This is a genomic window from Cytophaga sp. FL35, assembly GCF_014349235.1.
Taxonomy (GTDB): Bacteria; Bacteroidota; Bacteroidia; order Flavobacteriales; family Flavobacteriaceae; genus Euzebyella.
In genome coordinates, this window is sequence record NZ_JACSOH010000038.1 from 1 (window position 1) to 21,070 (window position 21,070).

15 protein-coding genes and 1 tRNA gene are annotated in these 21,070 nt (G+C 40.6%); 4 read left to right on the forward strand and 12 right to left on the reverse strand.

Annotation, left to right across the window (positions count from 1 at the left end; genetic code table 11):
* Positions 1-86 precede the first annotated feature (86 nt).
* The 10 genes from BIZ36_RS19355 to BIZ36_RS19400 all read right to left on the reverse strand — a co-directional run bounded on the left by BIZ36_RS19355 (position 87) and on the right by BIZ36_RS19400 (position 14,750).
* Positions 87-851 (reverse strand): SDR family NAD(P)-dependent oxidoreductase, encoded by a 765-nt coding sequence (locus BIZ36_RS19355; RefSeq protein WP_187459522.1) that lies wholly within the window; start codon positions 849-851, stop codon positions 87-89.
* A gap of 31 nt (positions 852-882) precedes the next feature.
* Positions 883-2,181 (reverse strand): MFS transporter, encoded by a 1,299-nt coding sequence (locus BIZ36_RS19360; protein WP_187459523.1) that lies wholly within the window; start codon positions 2,179-2,181, stop codon positions 883-885.
* 223 nt (positions 2,182-2,404) lie between these two features.
* On the reverse strand, positions 2,405-3,130 hold the full coding sequence (locus BIZ36_RS19365; protein ID WP_187459524.1) for a FadR/GntR family transcriptional regulator: 726 nt from the start codon (positions 3,128-3,130) through the stop codon (positions 2,405-2,407).
* Between the two features lie 231 nt (positions 3,131-3,361).
* Positions 3,362-4,708, reverse strand: coding sequence for a RagB/SusD family nutrient uptake outer membrane protein (locus tag BIZ36_RS19370; RefSeq protein WP_187459525.1), 1,347 nt, complete (start codon positions 4,706-4,708; stop codon positions 3,362-3,364).
* A gap of 12 nt (positions 4,709-4,720) precedes the next feature.
* Positions 4,721-7,894, reverse strand: coding sequence for a SusC/RagA family TonB-linked outer membrane protein (locus BIZ36_RS19375; RefSeq protein WP_187459526.1), 3,174 nt, complete (start codon positions 7,892-7,894; stop codon positions 4,721-4,723).
* Between the two features lie 486 nt (positions 7,895-8,380).
* Entirely contained in the window at positions 8,381-9,154 is a 774-nt protein-coding gene (locus tag BIZ36_RS19380; RefSeq protein WP_187459527.1) for an SDR family NAD(P)-dependent oxidoreductase, read from the reverse strand.
* Positions 9,155-9,204: 50 nt separating this feature from the next.
* Complete coding sequence (locus BIZ36_RS19385; protein ID WP_187459528.1) at positions 9,205-9,579, reverse strand: cupin domain-containing protein; 375 nt, start codon at positions 9,577-9,579, stop codon at positions 9,205-9,207.
* Positions 9,580-9,598: 19 nt separating this feature from the next.
* Positions 9,599-11,836, reverse strand: a complete 2,238-nt coding sequence (locus BIZ36_RS19390; RefSeq protein ID WP_187459529.1) for an alginate lyase family protein — start codon at positions 11,834-11,836, stop codon at positions 9,599-9,601.
* A 5-nt stretch (positions 11,837-11,841) separates the two neighbouring features.
* The gene (locus BIZ36_RS19395; RefSeq protein ID WP_187459530.1) at positions 11,842-14,166 is read right to left on the reverse strand and encodes a polysaccharide lyase 6 family protein; all 2,325 of its coding nucleotides are present in this window, start codon (positions 14,164-14,166) and stop codon (positions 11,842-11,844) included.
* A gap of 101 nt (positions 14,167-14,267) precedes the next feature.
* Positions 14,268-14,750 carry a shikimate kinase gene (locus tag BIZ36_RS19400; protein WP_187459531.1) on the reverse strand — a complete coding sequence of 161 codons (483 nt, stop codon included), beginning with the start codon at positions 14,748-14,750 and terminating at the stop codon, positions 14,268-14,270.
* A 127-nt stretch (positions 14,751-14,877) separates the two neighbouring features.
* On the opposite strand from BIZ36_RS19400, the gene BIZ36_RS19405 reads away from it, so the two are divergent.
* A complete protein-coding gene (locus BIZ36_RS19405) occupies positions 14,878-15,801 on the forward strand; it encodes a sugar phosphate isomerase/epimerase family protein (RefSeq protein ID WP_286175003.1) in 924 nt (307 codons plus the stop codon).
* 99 nt (positions 15,802-15,900) lie between these two features.
* Here BIZ36_RS19405 and BIZ36_RS19410 read toward each other — a convergent pair.
* Both BIZ36_RS19410 and rseP read right to left on the reverse strand, forming a co-directional pair.
* Positions 15,901-15,974, reverse strand: a tRNA-Asn gene (locus BIZ36_RS19410).
* A 76-nt stretch (positions 15,975-16,050) separates the two neighbouring features.
* Positions 16,051-17,406 carry an RIP metalloprotease RseP gene (gene rseP, locus BIZ36_RS19415; RefSeq protein ID WP_187459532.1) on the reverse strand — a complete coding sequence of 452 codons (1,356 nt, stop codon included), beginning with the start codon at positions 17,404-17,406 and terminating at the stop codon, positions 16,051-16,053.
* A gap of 158 nt (positions 17,407-17,564) precedes the next feature.
* Between rseP and BIZ36_RS19420 the strand changes: the two genes are divergently transcribed.
* The 3 genes from BIZ36_RS19420 to feoB all read left to right on the forward strand — a co-directional run bounded on the left by BIZ36_RS19420 (position 17,565) and on the right by feoB (position 20,846).
* On the forward strand, positions 17,565-18,242 hold the full coding sequence (locus BIZ36_RS19420) for an SCO family protein (RefSeq protein WP_187459533.1): 678 nt from the start codon (positions 17,565-17,567) through the stop codon (positions 18,240-18,242).
* 127 nt (positions 18,243-18,369) lie between these two features.
* Positions 18,370-18,612: a FeoA family protein gene (locus BIZ36_RS19425; protein ID WP_187459534.1), complete on the forward strand. Its 243-nt coding sequence runs from the start codon at positions 18,370-18,372 to the stop codon at positions 18,610-18,612.
* Entirely contained in the window at positions 18,609-20,846 is a 2,238-nt protein-coding gene (gene feoB / locus BIZ36_RS19430) for a ferrous iron transport protein B (RefSeq protein ID WP_187459535.1), read from the forward strand. The genes BIZ36_RS19425 and feoB overlap by 4 nt, the downstream gene beginning before the upstream one ends.
* Positions 20,847-21,070 lie beyond the last annotated feature (224 nt).

Here is a 21,070-nt window from a genome sequence, read left to right on the forward strand (position 1 = left end):
CAAGCGAAGCATGATCTCACCGAAGGTCACTACTTTTTTCATTTCAATGCTTTTAAGAAGGTATAATCGATTTATTCAATATTATTTTAGATGCCCAATGCTTGTCCGCCCCCAATTTGAATGGTTTCGGCAGTGATAAACTTGGCATCGCTACTAGCCAAAAAGGAAACCACTCCGGCTACGTCTTCTGGTTGCCCCAACCTACCCAACATAATGCTATTGGCCCAGGATGCGAAAACTTCAGGCTTTGTAGACTTGATTTGAGCATGAAAGGGAGTGTCAATAGTACCCGGTGATACGGCGTTTACCCTAATACCATATTCAGCCAAATCTTTAGCCAACGCCTTTGTAATCGTATTGACACCCGCTTTTGAAGTTCCGTAGATACCTGCTCCGGGGCCGCCGGCCGTCCAAGCTGCATTTGAAGTATAATTGATAATGGAAGCATCCTCTCCTTTTTTCAGGAAGGGTATTGCGGCTCTAGAGGCAAAAAAGGTGGAATCAAGATTCAATGCCATGACCGAACGGTAAAATTCCGTAGTCATTTCTTCGAATCTAGATCTTCCGCCAAGGCCACCTGCATTGTTCACCAAGGTATCTATCTTTCCATATTTTTCACCTATGGACTTGATATTCGAAGTTACGGCCTCTTCATTGGTTACATCAAAACCGTAGTATTCGGCAGTAAAACCTTCCGCGGTAAGTTCTTTTACCCTTTCGGCACCTGCTTCGTCGTCAATGCCATTGAGAATGACGGTATACCCATCTTCACCCAATCTTTTTGCCACTGCGAAACCGATACCTCCGGTTGCTCCTGTTATGACTGCTACTTTTCCGTTTGAATTGCTCATTGTATTAATTAGTTTAAATGATAATCTTAATTTATTTTGCTTTTAAAGGCTCTATTTTTGGGCATAGAAGCCATACGCTCGCCATGGTAATAATAGCCAAGGTCGCGCCTATTATGAATGCCGGGGTGTAGTTACCGCCTGAGGTAAGCCAAGGTACCAGGGCTGTAAGTCCAAATGCTCCCAATTTGGCTGCCATTCCGGCGAAGCCTGAAAGCGTTCCTACTGTTTTCCCCCCAAACAAATCACTTGGTAAGGTCTGTACGTTGCCTATGGCTATTTGAAATCCAAAAAGAATGACCGCCATTAAAATCACGGCCGTTTCGGGCCCACCGGGATTGGCCATGGCCAACAGGGCAGGGAGCATAATTATACAACCTAGGGTGATAACCAGCTTTCTTGTTTTATCAACCGTCCAGCCAACTTTAATCCTGTTCTGAGCCAATAGACCTCCGAACCAAGCTCCAATCATGGCACCTACATAGGGAACCCATGCGTAGAAGCCAATGGATTTAACATCCATACCGTAAACTTCATTGAGGTAGATGGGAATCCAGAAGATAAAAAGCCACCAAATTGGGTCTATGGCCGCCGAAGCAATTATTACGCCCCAACTCTCTTTATGCTTAAGCATTTTACCCGTATCAGGATTATAGCCTTCATCAAACTCACCATCAGAATCTTTATCTTGATTTTTCTGACCAGATAAAATGTATTCTTTTTCTTCGGGGGTAATCCAAGGGTGTTTTGAGGGTGGTGCTTTCACCAAAATCCACCAAGGAATCAGCCAAATCAATCCAACAATACCCACTAAAAGAAAGATATAATGCCAGCTGAAATAAACGGACAGGATTCCGAGTGTGGGAAAAGCTATGATACCACCTATGGCCGCACCGGAATTGAAAATACCCTGTGCCAGAGCCCTTTCTTTTGTAGGGAACCATTCTGCATTGCCTTTTGCCGCACCAGGCCAATTACCTGCTTCGGCAACCCCTAACAGGGAACGGAAAATGGACAAGCTCACCACCCCCTTCGCGAAGGCGTGTAAAGCGGTGGCTATGGACCAAAAACCAATGGAAAGTACAAACCCCAACCGCGTACCGACCCTGTCGAAAATCTTACCAAAAATGGCCTGACCAAAGGCATAGGAGAAAATGAAAAAAGTGGATATGAGTGCGTAAATACCCTTGCGTTCATCGGCGGTTTTATCAGGATATAATTCTTCTGCCATATCAGGCCATAAAACCGGAAGGGCCTGTCTATCGATATAATTGATGACCGTTGCCAACGCTATGAGCGTAATAACACCCCATCGCAAACCTTTAAACTTCATTTTCAATCATTTATATTCATTAATCTAGCCTAAACATGGACAATATTTGTCCTGCCCCATGTTGGGGTCGCTACGGAAATTAATGCCGCAACGGTTGCTACCTGAATCTGTTCAAATGGTAAAAATTGATACCGAGGAAACCGGTATCAACCCCTAACTAAGAAGATTCAAGTATTATTTCCCTTCAGAATTTAAAAAGCAACAAAGAACAAATCGTGCACTTCTATCCTTTGTTCGCTATTTTTCTATCTTCACCATAGATGTAATCGTACAACTTGGTAAAATGTGATTTCATTTTTTCTTTTGCCAATTGCGGATTTTGATCCCGAATGGCGTTATAAATATCTTCGTGATTTCTTATTTGCGCTAAGGCCACATCACCTTCACAAACCTTGTCTTCTTCATAGGCCACAATGATTTCCGGCGTTATCAGAAGCATCAAAGCGTTCATGGTGCTATTCTTACTGGCGGATGCAATAGCCAAGTGAAAAAGTAAATCCTCTTCTACACAAGTTTCTGCTCTCACCATTTTTATCTTGTACGCATCCAAGGCATCCTTGATTCTTTGCAAGTCTTCGTCAGTCCTTCTTAATGCGGCCATTTTTACGATTTTAAGCTCCAAAAGTATCCGCGTTTCCACCAAGGACTTAAAATCCTGTTCCGCCAATCCAAGAATATCCTCAATCATACCGTTCATGGCTATCTGACCTATATCCGCAATAAAGGTTCCACTCTGTGGTTTGCTATATAAAATGCCATAAAACTCGAGTTTTTGTAGCGCCGAGCGTACATTACTTCTGCTTACATCAAATTTTTCAGCTAATACGCGCTCCGCTGGAAGTTTGTCGCCTGGTTCCAAATTTTTGTAATTGATCAAATCACGAATTTTGGAGATAATTTCATTTTGAATTTCCCTATTCTCGCTTTTTGACAACATTTCTAATTTCATACCCACAATTTTAAATTGGTTAACCAGATTGGTATGTTAAAATTATTACTTTTTTTCCGATTTCAATATGAATCCAACCCCAAAAATCTCATGAAAATAAGTGTTTTACAATGTTGGGAGTATTTGCCAACTCTTTTTAGGGAGTTGGCAAAACTCCGAACTGATACAACTCTAAAAACAACTTAAATAAATCAAACTAACTCTATGAAAATGTATAAACTTTAGCATTTATCAATACCCAGCATTCTGCGTTATAACCCCATCTGTGGCCAATATTTCGGATACAGGGACCGGGAACACATAGTAATTACTGTTCACTGTTTCTCCTATTTCTTGATCGACCGTTCCTGTTCTCACCAAATCAAACCATCTTTGTCCCTCAAAGGCCAACTCTAATCTTCTTTCGTCCAAAATGGCCTCTCTAACCAAAGCTTGCGTATTGATGGTCGTCGGATCTAATGGCATCAAACCCGCCCTGGTTCTAATGGGGTCTAATAGACCAAGTACTTCGGCTGGGGCAGCCCCGTTTTCGTTCAAAGTCTCGGCATACAATAATATCACATCGGCCAATCTCAGCTCGATCCAATCATGCTCTGCACCTAAACCTCCCTCTTTGGGAAACTTAACCGCGGTAAGTTCTTCAGGACCTAGTGTTACCGCTCTCCTCAAATCACCACCCTCTAAAGTATCGTTCGCCACGGCATCAAAAGCAGCTACTAAATCTGGATCAACAGGAAAATCCGATTTGGAATCATCTCCTACGAACCAGTTCCAAAAGTCTGAACCAAAGGTATATTCATCCGTGATTGAGCTAGAGACCTGGGTAGAAAAAATAATTTCAGAATTTTCCACTTCATTTTCGGCACCAAATATTTCACTAAAATTCTCCTTTAGGCTAAGTCCTGCAGATGCCGCACCATTGACCACTGCCGCCAAATGGGGTTCTGCACTGTTGTAATTGCCCATAGTAACATATACTTTGCCCAATAAACCATGTGCTGCAAATTTGGAAGCTCGACCGTTATTAATTTCAACGTCCAAAGCCGAAATAGCATCTTGCAAATCTGGAATAATTACACTGCTATATACTTCAGAAGTAGGCTGTCTAGCCAAAATAGAAGTGTCCGTCAAATCAGGAGCAGAAGACAGGTTGATAGTCACATCACCGAAAACCTGTACCAATTTAAAATAGGATAAAGCTCTTAAAAACTTTGCCTCCCCAATTTCAGTGGCGTCCGTAGAATTTTCAATGACGTTATTGGCACTTAATATGGATTTATACATGGCCGTATAAAAAGGACCAAAAAATTGGTCTTCCATGGCGGTCAATCCATTATCGTACTCATCAAATTCCGTATAGGGAGCTTCATCCATCAGGGCATTATCAGCTCTAAATTCTCCCATGACGGCTATTGGCGTAACCGATCCCAGCTGATAGTAATAAGCCGCATTCAAGACCCCAGCAAAATCTTCCAAGGAATCTGAACTCGCTATATTTGATGGAAACTGATCTAAATCGTTATCACAGGCCGTTACCAAAAGTGCCGCACCTAGAAATAATCTATATATTGTTTTCATATTATTCTTTTTTTAAAAGTTAAGATTGAGTCCTAGCGTAAAGCTTCTCACTACCGGGGTTGCCCCTACCTGTGCTCCATAAGTGGTTGGACCTAAGTAATCTCCTCCTGAGGTTGCAACACCTTCAGGGTTATAGGATGTATAGTTATCTGCCCACAAATACAATAGATTGGTTGCCGCAGCATAAAGTCTTACAGAATTCAAACCTACCTTACTCGTTAAATCAGGATTCAACGTATAGCCCAAGGTCAAGTTTCTCAAGGCTACATAAGAAGCATCTTGTACCATGGCATCAGTTTGATACCTATTTCCCGTATAGAATTCTCCGTTATGATCGGCAATGCCATCGTCATCGGCATCAAAGCTGTCTACCAACCTTCCGCTCCATTGCGATTCATAATACAAAGGATCAACGTTGTAGACCTCCCCACCATGAGAGCCCTGAAATTGCATTGCAAGATCAAAATTCTTGTATCTAAAGTTCTGTGCCATACCCCAATAAAAATCAGGAGTGTTTTGACCCACCATTACTAAATCTCCACCATCTTCAACACTTCTGGTCGCATCAATTACACCGTCACCATTCTGGTCAACCACATAAGATTCTCCCGTAGTATTGTTAGGATGTCTGGTACCATCTTCCAAGTAAATCATTTCTACTTCTCCGATGGTCTCCAAAGCCCACATTTCACCAATACCTCCACCTACATAGTTTCTAAAAACAGGACCTCTACCACTAACTCCGTAAATAGCTTGTGGTAATTCTTCCAATCCACCTAAATTGGTAATTTCAGTTTCAACGGTAGAAAGGTTGGCATTAAAGCTCCAAGAAAAATCTTCGGTACTTACCACGTTGGCATTCAATTGAAATTCTAAACCAGAACTTCTTACATCGCCAGAATTAAGTACAATAGAAGTGGTACCCAATACCTCGGAGACACTTTGGTTGATCAAGATATCTTCAATATCAGAAGTATAATAATCGACACCCAACCTCAAGCGGTTGTTAAAGAAACCTAAGTCGATACCGTAGTTGGTTTCTGTATTCGTCTGCCAAGTCAAATCAGGATTGGCCACATTGGAAGGAATTAAATACCCTGTTCCGTAAATGGTCGCTTGAGGATCCAATAAACTTAAGGCATCGTACGACCCTAAGAAGGAGGTAGTACCCAGTGAACCAGTACTAAAGCGAAGTTTTAATTGGCTTAGAGTTTCGCTATCCGCCAAAAAGGATTCGTTGTGAATATTCCAACCCACAGAAAGTGCTGGGAATGTTTCATACCTTTTGTTAGCACCAAAACGAGAATCACCATCTCTTCTTAAGGAAGCAGAGAACAAGTATCTATTGTCATATGCGTATTGCACTCGGCCAAAAACACTTTCCCTTACCCTTTTCTCATCACGTTCCGTAACCGTAATATCAGATGGTTCAAAAAGGTTATAATTTTGAATGGCGGTGTCAGGTACATTGGAACCATCCAATGCAGTTCCTACCAATTGAGTCGTTTGAAATTCAACCCCTGCCACGGCAGCAATATCATGCTTACCAAGTACTTTAGCATAGTTTAAGGTTGTTTCACTTAGCACCGTAGAAATCTTCAAGTCTGTTTGATCCATATAGGTCTGACTTGTACGAGCCCTTGAATCAAAACCTAGTAATCGATGCTCATAGAATTGGGTATCTTTTAAGTCGCCACCCAATACGGTCTTAATATTAAGTCCGTCTATAATTTCATACTGCAAATAAGAGCTTACATTACCAAAGAACGTCTTTTCCCAGCGCTCTGTATTATCTAACTTCGTAGCGGGACCGGCATCTCCGGAACCACCAATACCATTATTGGCTCTACCGTAGTGCCAATCTTGGGCAGTCATACCTGGTTCTAAATCATAAATACTACTGGCCTCAAAGGTCGAACCTCTATAACCATTATCAAAAGCTGCTAAACCTAGGGCTTGTGCCTGAGCATCAAGAGACTGAACGAAAGCGATGGACTCTTCGGTATGATAAATTGGGTGCACCCCGTATGCCCTAAGAAGGTCACGCATGTCATGGCCCAGAATATCCCTATGAGAAGTAAAGCCGTTAAAACTAAGTCCTGTTTTAAATTTTTCTCCCAGTTTGGCATCAACGTTCAAACGGGCATTCAGTCTTTCAAAACCTTCGGTTATAATGATACCTTCGGCATTTTGATACCCCAAGGATGCAAAATAGTTGACATCATCCGTACCTCCGCTCACACTAAAATCATGACTTGTAGCACTACCGCTTCTGAATAACCAGTCTTCAGGACTAATGGCACCCGGAGAGTTTTCGTAGGCATTTAGCCTGTACTCAACGAAATCAGGGTCAATTTGGGACAAATCCCAATTTCCGGCTGCGATTTCATCTCTCGCATATTCCGCCCATTCAGGACCGGACATCATGATATTATCGCGGTATTTGCTAGAAAAACTGGTGTAGCCATTATAACTAAAAGAAGCTTTTCCGGAGCGGCCTTTTTTGGTAGTAACAAGTATAACCCCATTTGCACCTCGAGAACCATAAATCGCAGCGGAAGCAGCATCTTTAAGCACTTCCAGGCTTTCAATATCATTAGGATTTACAGTAGCCAAGTTTCCTGAAATAGGATACCCATCCACAACAATCAAAGGATTGGAATCACCCGAAATGGAAGATGCCGCACGAATTTGAATTTTTGGGTCGGCACCAGGCGAACCGTCTTGATTTTGTATCAAAACCCCGGGTAATTTACCTGCCAGAGCTTCATCTACCCTAGTCGTCTGTACGCCGGCAACATCACCACCGTCAACCTTGGCGATAGCCCCGGTGAGGTGTGATTTCTTACGGGCGCCATACCCGACGATAACCACTTCATCCAATAAAGCCGCATCTTCAACGAGAATTACATCAAGAGTAGTTTGTCCGCTAATAGCAACCGTCTTAGAAGTAAAACCTAGTGAGGAAAATACCAGCACATCTCCGTTACTTACATTAATGGAATAATTACCATCAAAATCTGTGGAAGTACCTGTAGTAGTATTTTGGATAACAACATTGGCCCCTGGAATAGGCATGCCGGCATCATCATTTACAGTACCGGTCAGCGTGTAACCGTCTTGCGCATACAATGAGATATTGAACAGCAATACCAGCATTGTAAAAAATTGAGTTTTTAAATTCATTTGTAGTAATGTTAAGTTAGTAAAGTAACCGGTTCTTAAGCCGGTTAAACTTCTGTGCCGTTGAGTTAGAAGCACATCGTAATTTTCAACTTACCTGTTGCACGCTGCCGTGAATTTCAATGAATTTTGTAATTTTGTGGCGAACGTGATTTAGCAATAGATGCATGTTCTCAAGTATTACTTCCCTTCAGACTGAAGTAAACTTATTTTAAAAAGGATGGGCGTGCACCCGTCCTTTTTTTTATTTCTATCCGTCAAAATCTCATATACTGTATTTTTTAAAAGTTTTAGTTTCGTGCCTTGCTATTTTGGTTTTCCATACTGGTTAACCAATTTGGTTTACCAAATATAAATTAATAAAACTTTATGAAAAAATTAATTTGTATAAATTTTGAGGTAATTTTTATAAATCTGGAATTTTAACACTCTCCAAAGTGTTCAATTCATAAAAAATCCATCGATTTTTATGAAAATACCAGTTTCGGGCTACATATTATACACACCGCCGTTGATATCTAAAGTTGCACCCGTAATGAAACCATCATACTCCGATGCCAAAAAGAGCACTGCCCTTGCAACATCATTGGCATTGCCGGGTCTTTTAATAGGTATACCGGCAATTGTAGCGTCTGCTGATTCTTTTGTGGTGTGTGTATTGTGAAAAGAAGTACCAAGAATCAAGCCGGGTGCTACGGCATTTACCATAACACCTTGAGGACCTAACTCTGAAGAAAGAGCCCTAGTGAATGTCAAGATAGCCCCTTTACTGGTGGAATAAGCCAAGGAACCTGCATGACCGCCCTTTCGGCCAGCCAGTGATGCCAAATTTACAATGCTACTTTGCTCGTTCTTTGTTAGGTGCGAAGCCGCTGCTTTGGTTACGAACATCATTGAGGTAAGATTAATATCCATTACCCAATGCCAGAATTCAGCTTCCATTTCATCGAGGTTTCTACGCGCCACCAACGAACCTGCATTGTTGATCAGAATGTCCAATCCACCCAAAGCACTTACTGTTTGTTCCACAAGTTTCGTTGCATCAGCCTCTTTGGTCAAATCTCCGCCTACGGCTACAGCTTTCAGGCCTTTTTCAATAGCATAGGAAACCAGTTCATTGGCCGTGTCGGCACTTGAAAAATAGTGAACCCCCACATTGGCCCCGTTGTCTATAAAATGTCTTGTAATCGCTTCACCAATTCCTTGAGCTCCTGCAGTAATCAGAACATTTTTTCCTTGGAGTTTATTTGTTGTTTGTTTCATCTAGCTTTTGAATTGAAATTTTAAAAATCAACCTTCTTATGAGAGACGCTCTATGACTTGTCCCCAAAATAAGAAACCTGATCCCCACTTAAAAAATCTTCACGTACCGGACTAAAAGTATCAATCAATTCGCCTTCTTCCAAGCAAACCGCACTGTGCAATAAATTGGGTTCAATATAAACGCCATCGCCTGCTTCCACAATTTTTTTTACCCCATCGATTTCAAATTCGAACTTGCCTGAGACCACATAAGTTGCCTGTGTATGAAAATGTTGGTGCGGAGTACCTAAGGCTCCCTTTTCAAACTTCACTCTCACCATCATAATCTGATTGTCATATCCTAAGAATTTGCGAGATACTCCTCCTCCAAGGGCTTCCCAATCCATTTCTTTGGACACCATGTATTTGTCACTCGATCGATTCATTTTCTAAGTTTTTACTTTATTATTTATATTCAAAAGGACCAGACCAAGTATGGTTCTCGCCATCTATTTTTAAACTATGTTCAGTCTTTTTTGAAGCATCCTTATTTGCGACCAAAAGCATTATGGACTTCCCCTTCACCGGAACAATTCTAATAGCCGTGTACTCATTCGTATCCACCAGCACATCCAAATTTTCAATATTTGAATAGGAGTTGACCGCAAACTCGGAAACAGGGCTATAACTTCCATGCGTTTCAAAAGCGGAAACAAAAAGGGTATTCTTTGTGTTTTCCCGCCTTAACAATAAACCTGCCTCACGCCTTAGATTAAATTCAGGATCGTTGGCACCCATTCGCGTGAAAAGTAGCTGGTCATCAGTGTTTGTTTTGGTCGTTAGCGTGAAGAATTTTCCTTTATTCAACCATGAAACTTTACTGTTCTCAGTGGACGCTATTCCAGAACCTTCCCTATACAAATGCTGATAGCCGTTTGCATCTCCCAGTACGTTCAATGTTTTTGGAGAATCATACTCAAAATTGGTTTGCATGAGCTGACCTATAAAATAAAACGGCAGATCGTATTTATTGACTTCATCGGAGGTCACTCGCAACAAGTCAATAACAATGGGGTTTTCAAAATCTTTATCCTCAATTAATGCCATTGTTCGGTGCATTTCCGTTCCAGGATAGGCATTTATTTCTTTGGCACTTACTATTTGAAGGGTTGGGTTGCTATCATCATAAAAATACAAATCCGAATGATGCTCACTTCCTATTTCATACTTCCCGTTGAAATGAGAGGATTCATTCTGTACTAACGTATTGTGGGCAATAGTCTGCTTTGCCCAAGTAGTATTCTCTTTGAGATAATTACCGCCACCTTTCTGTTCTATGTTCACGAACCTTGCCAACCCGTAATCTTGAACCACCTCATCCCCTTCATGGTATAACGAATATGAAAGCTTATCATAATGCCCGTGACTTAAGCCCTGAGCGGTATATTTAAACACCAGGGTAGTTTCTTCTTCCCCAGCCCTTAAGATGGCCAAACCACCTTCATCGCCCTTAGAACCATCTTTAAAGTTCAAAGATTTCTTTTCAAATGGTTCTGCTAAACCCTTCTCGATGGCACTAGCTACGGACAATCCGGAATCATCCAACAAAACTCTGCCCTGTTCTTTTGCTATGGAAAGCAAGCTTCGGTCTTGCCCTCCATAATGATAGGCCATATCCACCGCTGTAACCAATTCACGGGAATGGTAAGACATGCCTTTCTGACCGTCATTGATGGGAAAAAATTCCCCGTCGGAATCCGTCAAATTAAGTAATGCATTTACCGATTTTAAAAGTACGCCATCTTTATGCTTAAAAATCTTAAGCTCTGGCTTCACGTTGTTCAACCCTGTTGCAAAAATGAGAAAGGGATACATGGCGTAGCGCTGATAATAAGGGCCCTCTGTATAATAACCGTCAGGTGAGAAGGGTTCTTCCAGATTAGCCAAAAAGCCCGTTTTTTGACCTTCAGTCTTTATAAATCCTCCATCATTGTCCTTAGCTCCAACTTCAAGTCCGTCGTCTTCAATACCATACAATGCCCTTTGAACCAATTCATCATCGTTCATAACCAAGCCAATCATACCAACAGCTGCATTGCCCCAAGTACTGTGATTATGCACTCGATTGAAAAATTGAGGATTCCCTATACTGATATAATCAGCAAAAGGTTTGAACAGATTTTTTTCTAGTGTTTTACGCTCTTTTTTTGACAAATAATCATATATGCAGTCATAAGCCTGGCTCATGTAAACTAGCCAGTTTGAGTCATTTAAACATTGCCAGAACAACTTACCTCTTGCATATGATCTGGGTTGCGGATGTTTCGGCAAATCAAGATACATACTCTCATACTGAAAAAGCATGTCTTTGATATACTTCGCATACTTTTCGTCCTGTAGAATTTGATACAGCACTCCTGCTTTTTGCGCAATTAAAAAATTTCTTTTGTGCCTTTCATGGGTATAACCTCCGGAATAATCTTTGGGTATTGGGGTATCGATCCCCTCACGAATTTCAACATCCACTTCCTGTTTTACCACTTCTAAACTAGCATCGAACAAAGGCAAATTCCCTAGTTCTTTTCTGATTTTATCTACACCTTCTTTTGTTAGTATAAGACTAGGGTGTTCCTGGGCATTTCCTAAAAAAGAAATACTTAAGCAAAGAAAGGCTAAAACCAATACGCTCTTTAATTCTCTCATTGGTCTTAGAATTTCAGACCTAAATCAGATCCGTCAGTCGCCTTACTTTTTAAAGGGGAGGAAGCTTTTAATTGATACGTATCCGTATTCACAAAATCTGGAGCCAATTGCCATTGGTTTTCTACCGAGTATTTCTGGTCGCCGGTGACTTCTAAATTTTCTGAATTGCTCAATGCGTTATTGGCCACCTTTACAATGGGCTCACCGACGACCAGATGCATGTTAATGGCTTTACTATCTTTGAAAATGTTATTCTTAATATCTATTTCCTGTACCCCGTATAAGGAAACAGCCGCATCGTACTTGTTTCGTTTATCGTGCCCTACATTATCAAATACGGAATGTTCTATTTCTAGGAAAGGACCGAATGTGCTTTCATCGGTACCGCCACGGTAAAGTCTTAAGGCAGCCCCACCTATATCTTTAAATACATTATTTTTTAGGATGACGTATTCTACATTGTAAATTCCGATATCATCAGTCTCTTTATCTAAAGCCATCAGATTACCGGTAAGATTTTCAAAGCGCGAGTTTTTAATGCTTACCGTATCGGCAAAAGTGTTCTTATAAACCTTGATGGCGTCAAATGAGTGATTGACATCCAAATTAACAAAATCGCAGTTTTCAACGAACAATTTATAGTTCTGGTTCATGGAATACTTACTGGTAGAGATGACCGTATTTCCGTTATCATCAGGGGCATTTTCACCGTTAAATTTGAGTCCCTCCAACCGTAAGGCACCTCCGTTTTCAATATCAAATAAAGACTTTTTTTCAAAGAGAAGCACAGGCTTCGAATCTCCGGAAGCCTTTAAGGTCAAAGGATGCGTAACGCTAATAGCTTTAGTATTGTTATAATCCCCGGCGGACAACACCAAAATATCTCCCGCCTCCGATTCTAGGGCAGCATTGACTAAAGTGTTCAAACCCGGCTCTACATTGATGGTTTTTCCAGAAGAAAGCGCCACCATCCAATCAGCTTTGGAATACCAGCTTACTCCCGTGTTTTCTTTGGTAGCAATCTCATCGCTAATTTCAGCACCCATTTCAATTGACTCATCAGTAGGAAGTAAAAAACCGTTTTCATCTTCCTCAAGCTCCAATGTTCTTTTAGTAAAGCCTTCGGCTATCGGCTCAATATTCGGACTGATCAAATTATTTTCAAATGTGATGCCGCTAATATCATCGTAGACGGTAAAAACATCATCTTTATTTTCATTATAAAAAATGTTGCTAGCAACCACCGAGTTAATGGGTGTTGCACTTCGTTCCGCATCGGAGCCTGCACATAATTGAACGTGGTCGCAATTAATAAAAGTGTTGTTTTTCACGGTTGCATCTTCCACCTGAAAATACCTATTCAGCGGAGAGTTGGGCACTCCGTTCATGATGACAAAGGCTCCTCTAAAACGGTAGCCAGTCAGCCCTACTCCATAGTTATTGACAACCGTTTGTTGCCCATTTATGACCCTAATTCCGCCGGTACTCGGCTTATTGTTCCCTATAAAAACGTTGCCATCTACCATGGTTTCGTTCCCATGTCTCATGGTCAAGGTACCTGTACACTCAAAAAAAGTATTGTACTTATAAACGTTCTGATTGGATTTATTCGAAATGATTTCATGCTCTCCATTGCAACGGTCAAAATAATTACTGACCACTTGGGTTTTAGAGTTGACCATGGAATAGTGACTTGTACCAATTCTAAGAGTTTCACCGCCATTGGAACCTAAATTAGGGCGATGCCCAAAATAGTTATGGTCGATTTGATTTTCATTTTCTTCACTTTCCTTTGAATTTAAACGCACAATCATCGTAACACCTTTTGTGTTTTTCCCTGCCAAATGATTGTGATCAACTCGATTGTGTTTGCCGTAAATGGCTACCCAAGTTTCGGTTTCATGGCGCTCGGGGTTATTATATCTATCTATGACCACTTCGGTCAAACGACAGTTGTTAGCAAGATTCTCTTTATCTTTTTTAAATGAAATGACTTCGTTAGTGGGTGTATAACCATTTTTAAAGATCAAGCCTTCCACTACTAAATGCTCTCCTGCAATTCTCAGATTGCTATTACCCTCTAAACTAACTTTGCCTTTTTCCTCTACGGAAAGTACAATGGGGTTTTCTTTACTTCCCTGACCCTCAAAAAGTAATTCGGCATTTTCCCACACACCGTTGGCTAAGCGTATGGTATCACCGGGCTTGGCCGAAGCGACTTTTTCATTAAAGGCCTCTATTGTATGTACCAGCTGAGGGCTTTCTTTTTTCGTTTCACAGGATAAAAGTAAAACGGAAGCAACTAGGGATACGGAAATAAATTTTATCATCTTATTTTTAATTGGTTAACCAATTTGGTTTACCAAAAATAAGAATATTATTTTATTGCGCAAATAATAATTTAATAAGCTTAAAATTTAACATTTGATAATTAATAGTACTTTCTTGCCAAGTACTTTAAAATTGTATCGACACTTTCTTCTTCTGGATTGCCCACTTCTATTGTTAAGGCTCTCTTAGGTATTTCCAATTGGTCGTAGTCCTTTTTAAGTTCTGTTTCGGTTCGCCTCTCACTTTCTCCTTCGGATAACTTTCTATGAATTTCATCATAGGAACCGTGAAGAAATATCCAGTCAATATCAATTTTAAGTTTATCATTTATTTGCAAACGCTGCTCCTTTTTTAGCAAAGAACAAGCAATGACACACCCTTCGCTTTCAAGGCTCGTTTCTATGAGTTCTTGAATTGATTCCAACCAATCTATAGAATTTGCGTATTCTGGTTTATTGAACTCCATCAGAAAATCCGCATCGTAAAACGGAATCTCAAGTCTATTTGCTACCTTTCTACCTATGGGACTTTTACCTGTACCACAAATACCTACAAGAATTATCACATGTTTGGAACGTTTCATAACTAAAAATTAATTGGTTAACCAATTTGGAAAACCAAATATATTAATTTTATTTTAGCACTCTATAACTTTCCTTAACCCTCTAATGATGAAATACAAGAATAATTCTATTCATAGACGAACGTTTATGCAAAAGTCCAGTGCAGCCTTGTTGGCTTCCATCCTTCCATTGAAATCCAATTTATTTAATTCAACAAATGCCAATAAAGGGCTAGAAGTGCATATTTTCTCGAAACATCTACAGTTTCTAAACTATCAAGATATGGCCTCGTTTGCCGCGGAAATAGGTTTTGACGGTATTGATACAACTGTTAGACCCAAGGGACATGTGTTGCCAGAAAATGTGGGTCGCGATTTACCATTGGCAGTGAAAGCCATTCAAGACGCCGGGCTTAAACATACACTTATGACCACAAGCGTATTGGATGCCCAAGACGAACTGGAGCAGAATATTCTCCGAACCGCTAGTCAACTGGGAATTAAACATTACAGGACTGGCTGGTTGACCTATTCACAAGAAAGGCCGATTGCCGAGCAACTGAATAATTTCAAAAAGCAGTTTTCAACATTGGAGCAACTCAATAAACAGCTAGATATAAAAGGTTCCTACCAAAATCATTTTGGAAAACATGTGGGCGCTCCCATTTGGGATGCTTATGAATTGCTTAAAAACAGCACCTCAGACCACTTGGGAATGCAATACGACATAAGACATGCTGTAGCAGAAGCTGGCGGAAGTTGGGAACTTGGTCTTCACCTTATCAAAGACCATATCAATACCATCGTAATAAAGGATTTTAAATGGGGACAAAAAAACGGTGTCTGGAAACCTATCAACACACCTTTAGGAGAAGGAATGGTGGATTTTAAACGCTACTTTTCATTACTCAAAAAATATGATATCAATGCACCTGTTTCATTACACCTGGAATACGACCTAGGTGGTGCTGAACATGGGGACACAAAGCTGAGCATTGGTTATAAGGAAGTTTTCAAGAAGATGAAAACAGACTTGACTTATCTTAGAAAAACTTGGCAAGAGGCCTCCTAGTGCTACCAAATAAGGTGCAATCCAGCCTTTGGCCTAAAGTCATGGCAAGCATGAAAAACCAAAAAATCCGACACTTTTCAGTATCGGATTTCTATTTTGCTCCCCCTCTTGGGCTCGAACCAAGGACCCTCTGATTAACAGTCAGATGCTCTAACCAACTGAGCTAAGGAGGAATTTCAACCACTTTAATTGCTTAAAGCGGGTGCAAATATAATTGTTTTTTTATTTGTGCCAAACAATTTTTTCAAACTATTTTCCACTTAACCAACGGTACAAATCATTTCCGTTGGCAAAGAGAATTAAAGCCAATAATAAAAAGAAACCTACCATTTGGGCATATTCCAAAAATTTATCGCTTGGCTTACGTCCCGTAACCATTTCATACAGTAAAAACATAACGTGTCCGCCATCAAGAGCAGGTATTGGCAAGAGGTTTAGAACGGCCAACATAATGGATAAAAATGCGGTGGTGCCCCAAAAAATCTCCCAATCCCATGTTTCCGGAAACAATCCACCTATAGCTGCAAATCCTCCCACGCCTTTATAAGCGCCTGTGTCCGGGTTAAAAATTTTCTTCAGCTGTTTTAAATAGCCCGTTACCGTATTGACCCCTTTGTCAAAACCCGCCGGAATAGCCTCCATGAAACTATACTTACGAGTCTCTATTTTAAAATACCCCATGCGCTCATACTCCTTCATAGTGGTAGCAATGGCTATACCTAATTTGGCATCCTCGTTTACCTGGGCCTGTAAGGTCTTGGTCTGCCCATTTTCACGCCTTATGATAATACTCACTTCCTTACCCCTATTGGCTTCCAAAATAGGCACAACCTCATCCATATAAGAGGCGCTCTGCCCATTAATGGATACAAGCACGTCATTCTTTTGAAGATCAATACCTTTGTTGGGCGAATCCGGTGCTACTTCTTGAACTATAAAAGGCTGGCGAAAACTTAAAAACCGAGCCTTTTCCTTATCATCGATCAAGGTGGAAATAAAATCGACCGGTATTTCACGTTCCATTACCTCCCCATCCCTTTCAATGGTGATACTGTTACCGTTTACAATTTCAATAAAAACTGTATTGAAGTCCTCAATTTCATTACCGTCGACCGCTAAAATCTTATCTCCGGTTTTAATTCCAAGCTGGTCTCCAATTTCAGGAACTACCACCTGTACACCATCCTTTAAACTATCTGCAGGTATAATTTGGTCCCCATAAACAAAGGCCATTCCAATGTAGATAATAAAAGCCAGTATAAAATTTACGGTTACCCCACCAATCATGATAATTAGGCGTTGCCATGCCGGTTTACTTCTAAATTCCCATTCCTTGGGTTCTTCCTTCATAGCCTCGGTATCCATACTTTCGTCTATCATACCGGCTATCTTCACATAGCCCCCCAACGGCAACCACCCAATACCATAAACGGTTTCGCCAATTTTCTTTTTAAATAGGGAAAACTTGACATCAAAAAACAAGTAAAATTTCTCGACCCTTGTTTTAAAAAGTTTGGCTGGAACAAAATGTCCTAGTTCATGAAGAACGATCAACAGGGAAAGACTTAAAAAAAATTGAATGGTCTTGATCAGTATAGGATCCATCTAGGTTTTCTAAAATTAAACGCACAAAAGTAAGGTTTTACACCCTCTTAAAAAAAGAAAGTTGCCGCCCCATATCATTTTAAGAAACTTTTAGTAAGCCCCTTAGCCATCGCATCTTGATAGCTTTGATGTACTAACGTATCTTTGCAAAAAAGATTATGCGCTCGTTTTTTGCCCAGTTCAAAATATTTGGTGCGGTTTTGTTGGTTCTTTCGACCGTAATTGTCTATTTATTCTATAATGCACTTCAACCCAAAGAAATCCTAACTATTTACCAACCCTCGATGGTAAATCCGGAATTGGTGGATAGCACCTTACAATACAAAAAGAAATATCACACTATTGCAGATTTTTCCCTTGTGAACCAAAATGGCGAAACGGTCACCCAAAATGATTATAAGGATAAAATTTATGTGGCGGATTTTTTCTTTACCACTTGCCCTACCATCTGCCCTATCATGACGAAGAATATGGCGGAGATTCAGGAAAGAATTAAAAACGAAAAAGACGTGATGCTGCTCTCTCATTCGGTCACACCTCAAATTGACTCAGTAGCACAACTTAAAAAGTACGCTATAGATAAGGGAGTAGATGACAGTAAATGGAATTTGGTCACCGGAGACAAAAAACAAATTTATGACTTGGCCCGAAAATCGTACTTGGCCGTAAAGACCGATGGGGATGGTGGCCCTTATGACATGATCCACACAGAAAACTTTATTTTGGTAGACAAGGAAAAGCGTATCCGCGGATTTTATGACGGAACAAAACAGGAGGATGTGGAAGCACTTTTGGCAGACCTTGAAATCCTAAAGTCTTCCTATCGGGAAAATTAAGTCAAGCCAAATTTTATTGAGATTCCACTTTGAGCATATCAAAACAGGCTTTTTTAAGCAGATTTCAGCGTTTTCGAGAATTTTACAGTATTTTTGCCTTTAATTATAATCAATCTAAATAAGGTTAATGGCGACGGTCGCAGAGTTAAAAAGAGGGCAAAAAGGGATAATTAGGGAGTTTGCAGATGATGTTTTGCCCATTAAACTCCTGGAGCTAGGGTGCCTGCCAGGCAATGAAATAGAATTGGTTCAAATCGCCCCTCTAAACGATCCTATCTACGTAAACGTAAATGGTTGCCATTTGGCCATACGCAGGGAAACAGCACAACTTATAGAGTTAGACCTTATACAAGAACAGACTGCCCTATGAGCAAACAAATTAACGTTGCCCTCATAGGGAATCCCAATACGGGTAAAACATCTGTATTCAATCAACTTACCGGTCTAAACCAAAAGGTGGGCAACTATCCAGGTATTACGGTTGAAAAGAAGGAAGGCATCTGCAAATTGCCTAGGGGGCTAAAGGCCCACATCCTGGATCTTCCCGGTACTTACAGTCTTAACACAACCTCGCTAGACGAAAGTGTGGCCGTTGAATTGCTCCTCAATAAAAATGATAAAGACCACCCAGATGTTGCCGTAGTAATCAGTGATGTTGAAAATCTAAAAAGGAACCTTCTTCTATTTACCCAAATCAAAGACCTTAACATCCCTACAATTCTGGTCATCAACATGTCTGACCGAATGTCTCGTAAGGGCATTTCTATAGACATCCCTTTACTGGAAGAAAAGTTGAACACCAAAATTGCGCTCATGAGCACGCGCAAGGGTATGGGGCTGGACAGACTTAAAGAACTCATTACGGAATATGGAACTATAAAGGCAGAAAAAAGCTTGGATATTTCTGTTATAGAACCCGAGTATTTTCAAAAATTAAAAAACACTTTTCCAAAGGAAGACCTTTACAAACTGTGGCTGGTAATAACACAGGATGTCAACTTCATGCCAGTAGAAAAGCAACGTATTAACGAGGATGCCTCTTTTTCCATCAAAACGAAATCTGAACTAAAAAGACTACAGCAAAAAGAAACTATTCTTAGGTATCAATATATTAATGGAGTTCTAAAGGAGACCTACAAAGTGGATACCGCTGCCGCCAAGGGATTTAGGGCGTCGCTCGATAGGATCCTAACCCACAAGGTTTTTGGCTACCTTATTTTCTTCATGATACTGTTGCTAATTTTCCAGGCCATCTATTCATGGAGTGAAGTCCCTATGGATTTTATTGATGAGCTTTTCGCATCGGCCAGTGAATGGGTGAAAAATACATTGCCTCCCGGAATGCTTACCGATTTATTAGCGGAAGGTATCCTGGCAGGTATTGGAGGGGTGGTGATATTTATTCCCCAAATAGCCTTTTTGTTCTTTTTTATTTCCCTTTTGGAAGAATCTGGATATATGAGCCGTGTGGTCTTTTTAATGGACCGAGTCATGAAACCCTTCGGTCTAAGCGGAAAAAGTGTGGTTCCTCTAATTTCAGGTACCGCTTGTGCCATTCCGGCCATTATGGCGACCAGAACCATTGAAAGTTGGAAAGAGCGTTTGATTACCATTCTTGTGACCCCTTTCACTACATGCTCGGCACGTTTGCCCATTTACCTAATCATTATTGCGCTTATCATACCGGAAGGAACCTTTTTAGGCCTTGGCTACAAGCCCTTGACCCTCATGCTGCTTTACCTTATAGGTTTTGGGGCCGCTATACTTTCGGCCATGGTTTTGAACAAAATTCTGCAAATCAGAAGCCGACAATTTTTTGTCATTGAAATGCCCAATTACAAACTTCCCTTAGGCAAGAACGTGGTATACACGGTTTGGGAAAAAACAAAGAGTTTTGTGTTGGGAGCAGGTAAGATAATTTTAGCCATTTCCATAGTCTTATGGTTTTTGGGGTCTAACGGATTTTCGGACGATTTTCATAAAGCCGATGAAATTGTTACGGATAGGGTAGAAACCCAAGGTCTCACCCTATACAACCAAAAAAACCTTGCATCCAACCTCGCAAAGTACAAGTCTTCTTTACAAGACAGTGTTTCAGCTGGCATTTATGACATTTCGGAAAAGGCAATTACCGATTCCGTTCGAGTTAAGGAAGAATTACTTTTCAATAACGCCTTAAATCAGGAAATAGCCAGCCATAAACTGGAAAACTCCTATATAGGTTTAATGGGAAAGGCTATTGAACCTATAGTAAGACCTTTGGGCTACGATTGGAAAATTGGTATTGCCGTACTCACCTCTTTTGCTGCTCGAGAAGTATTCGTCGGCACCTTGGCCACCATTTATAGTGTTGGTAGTGATGAAGAGGAAACCATTAAGAACAGAATGGCGGCAGAAATCAACCCTGCCAGCGGAAAAGCCTTGTTCAATTTGGCTTCGGGAATATCTCTATTGCTTTTTTATGCCTTTGCCATGCAGTGTATGAGCACCTTGGCCATCGTGAAACGAGAGACGAATACCTGGAAATGGCCGGCCCTGCAATTGGTATTTATGAGCGCTTTTGCGTATCTTATAGCATTGGTAGCTTATCAATTCTTAAAATAAAAATACGCGATGTTACAAACCATCATCACTTACTTTATAGTATTAATGGCCGTTGGTTATTTGGTGAAAAAGTTTCTTCTGCCCCAATCGTTGTTCAGCACCAATAAAGGGCCTAAGAAAGCTTGTGGTCAAGATGATTGTGGCTGCAATTAGCCCTGACACCTTACTTTTCTTTCCACCTAAGTTTCTGCTATTGCGTTAAAAAAAGAATAAATAGCTACTAA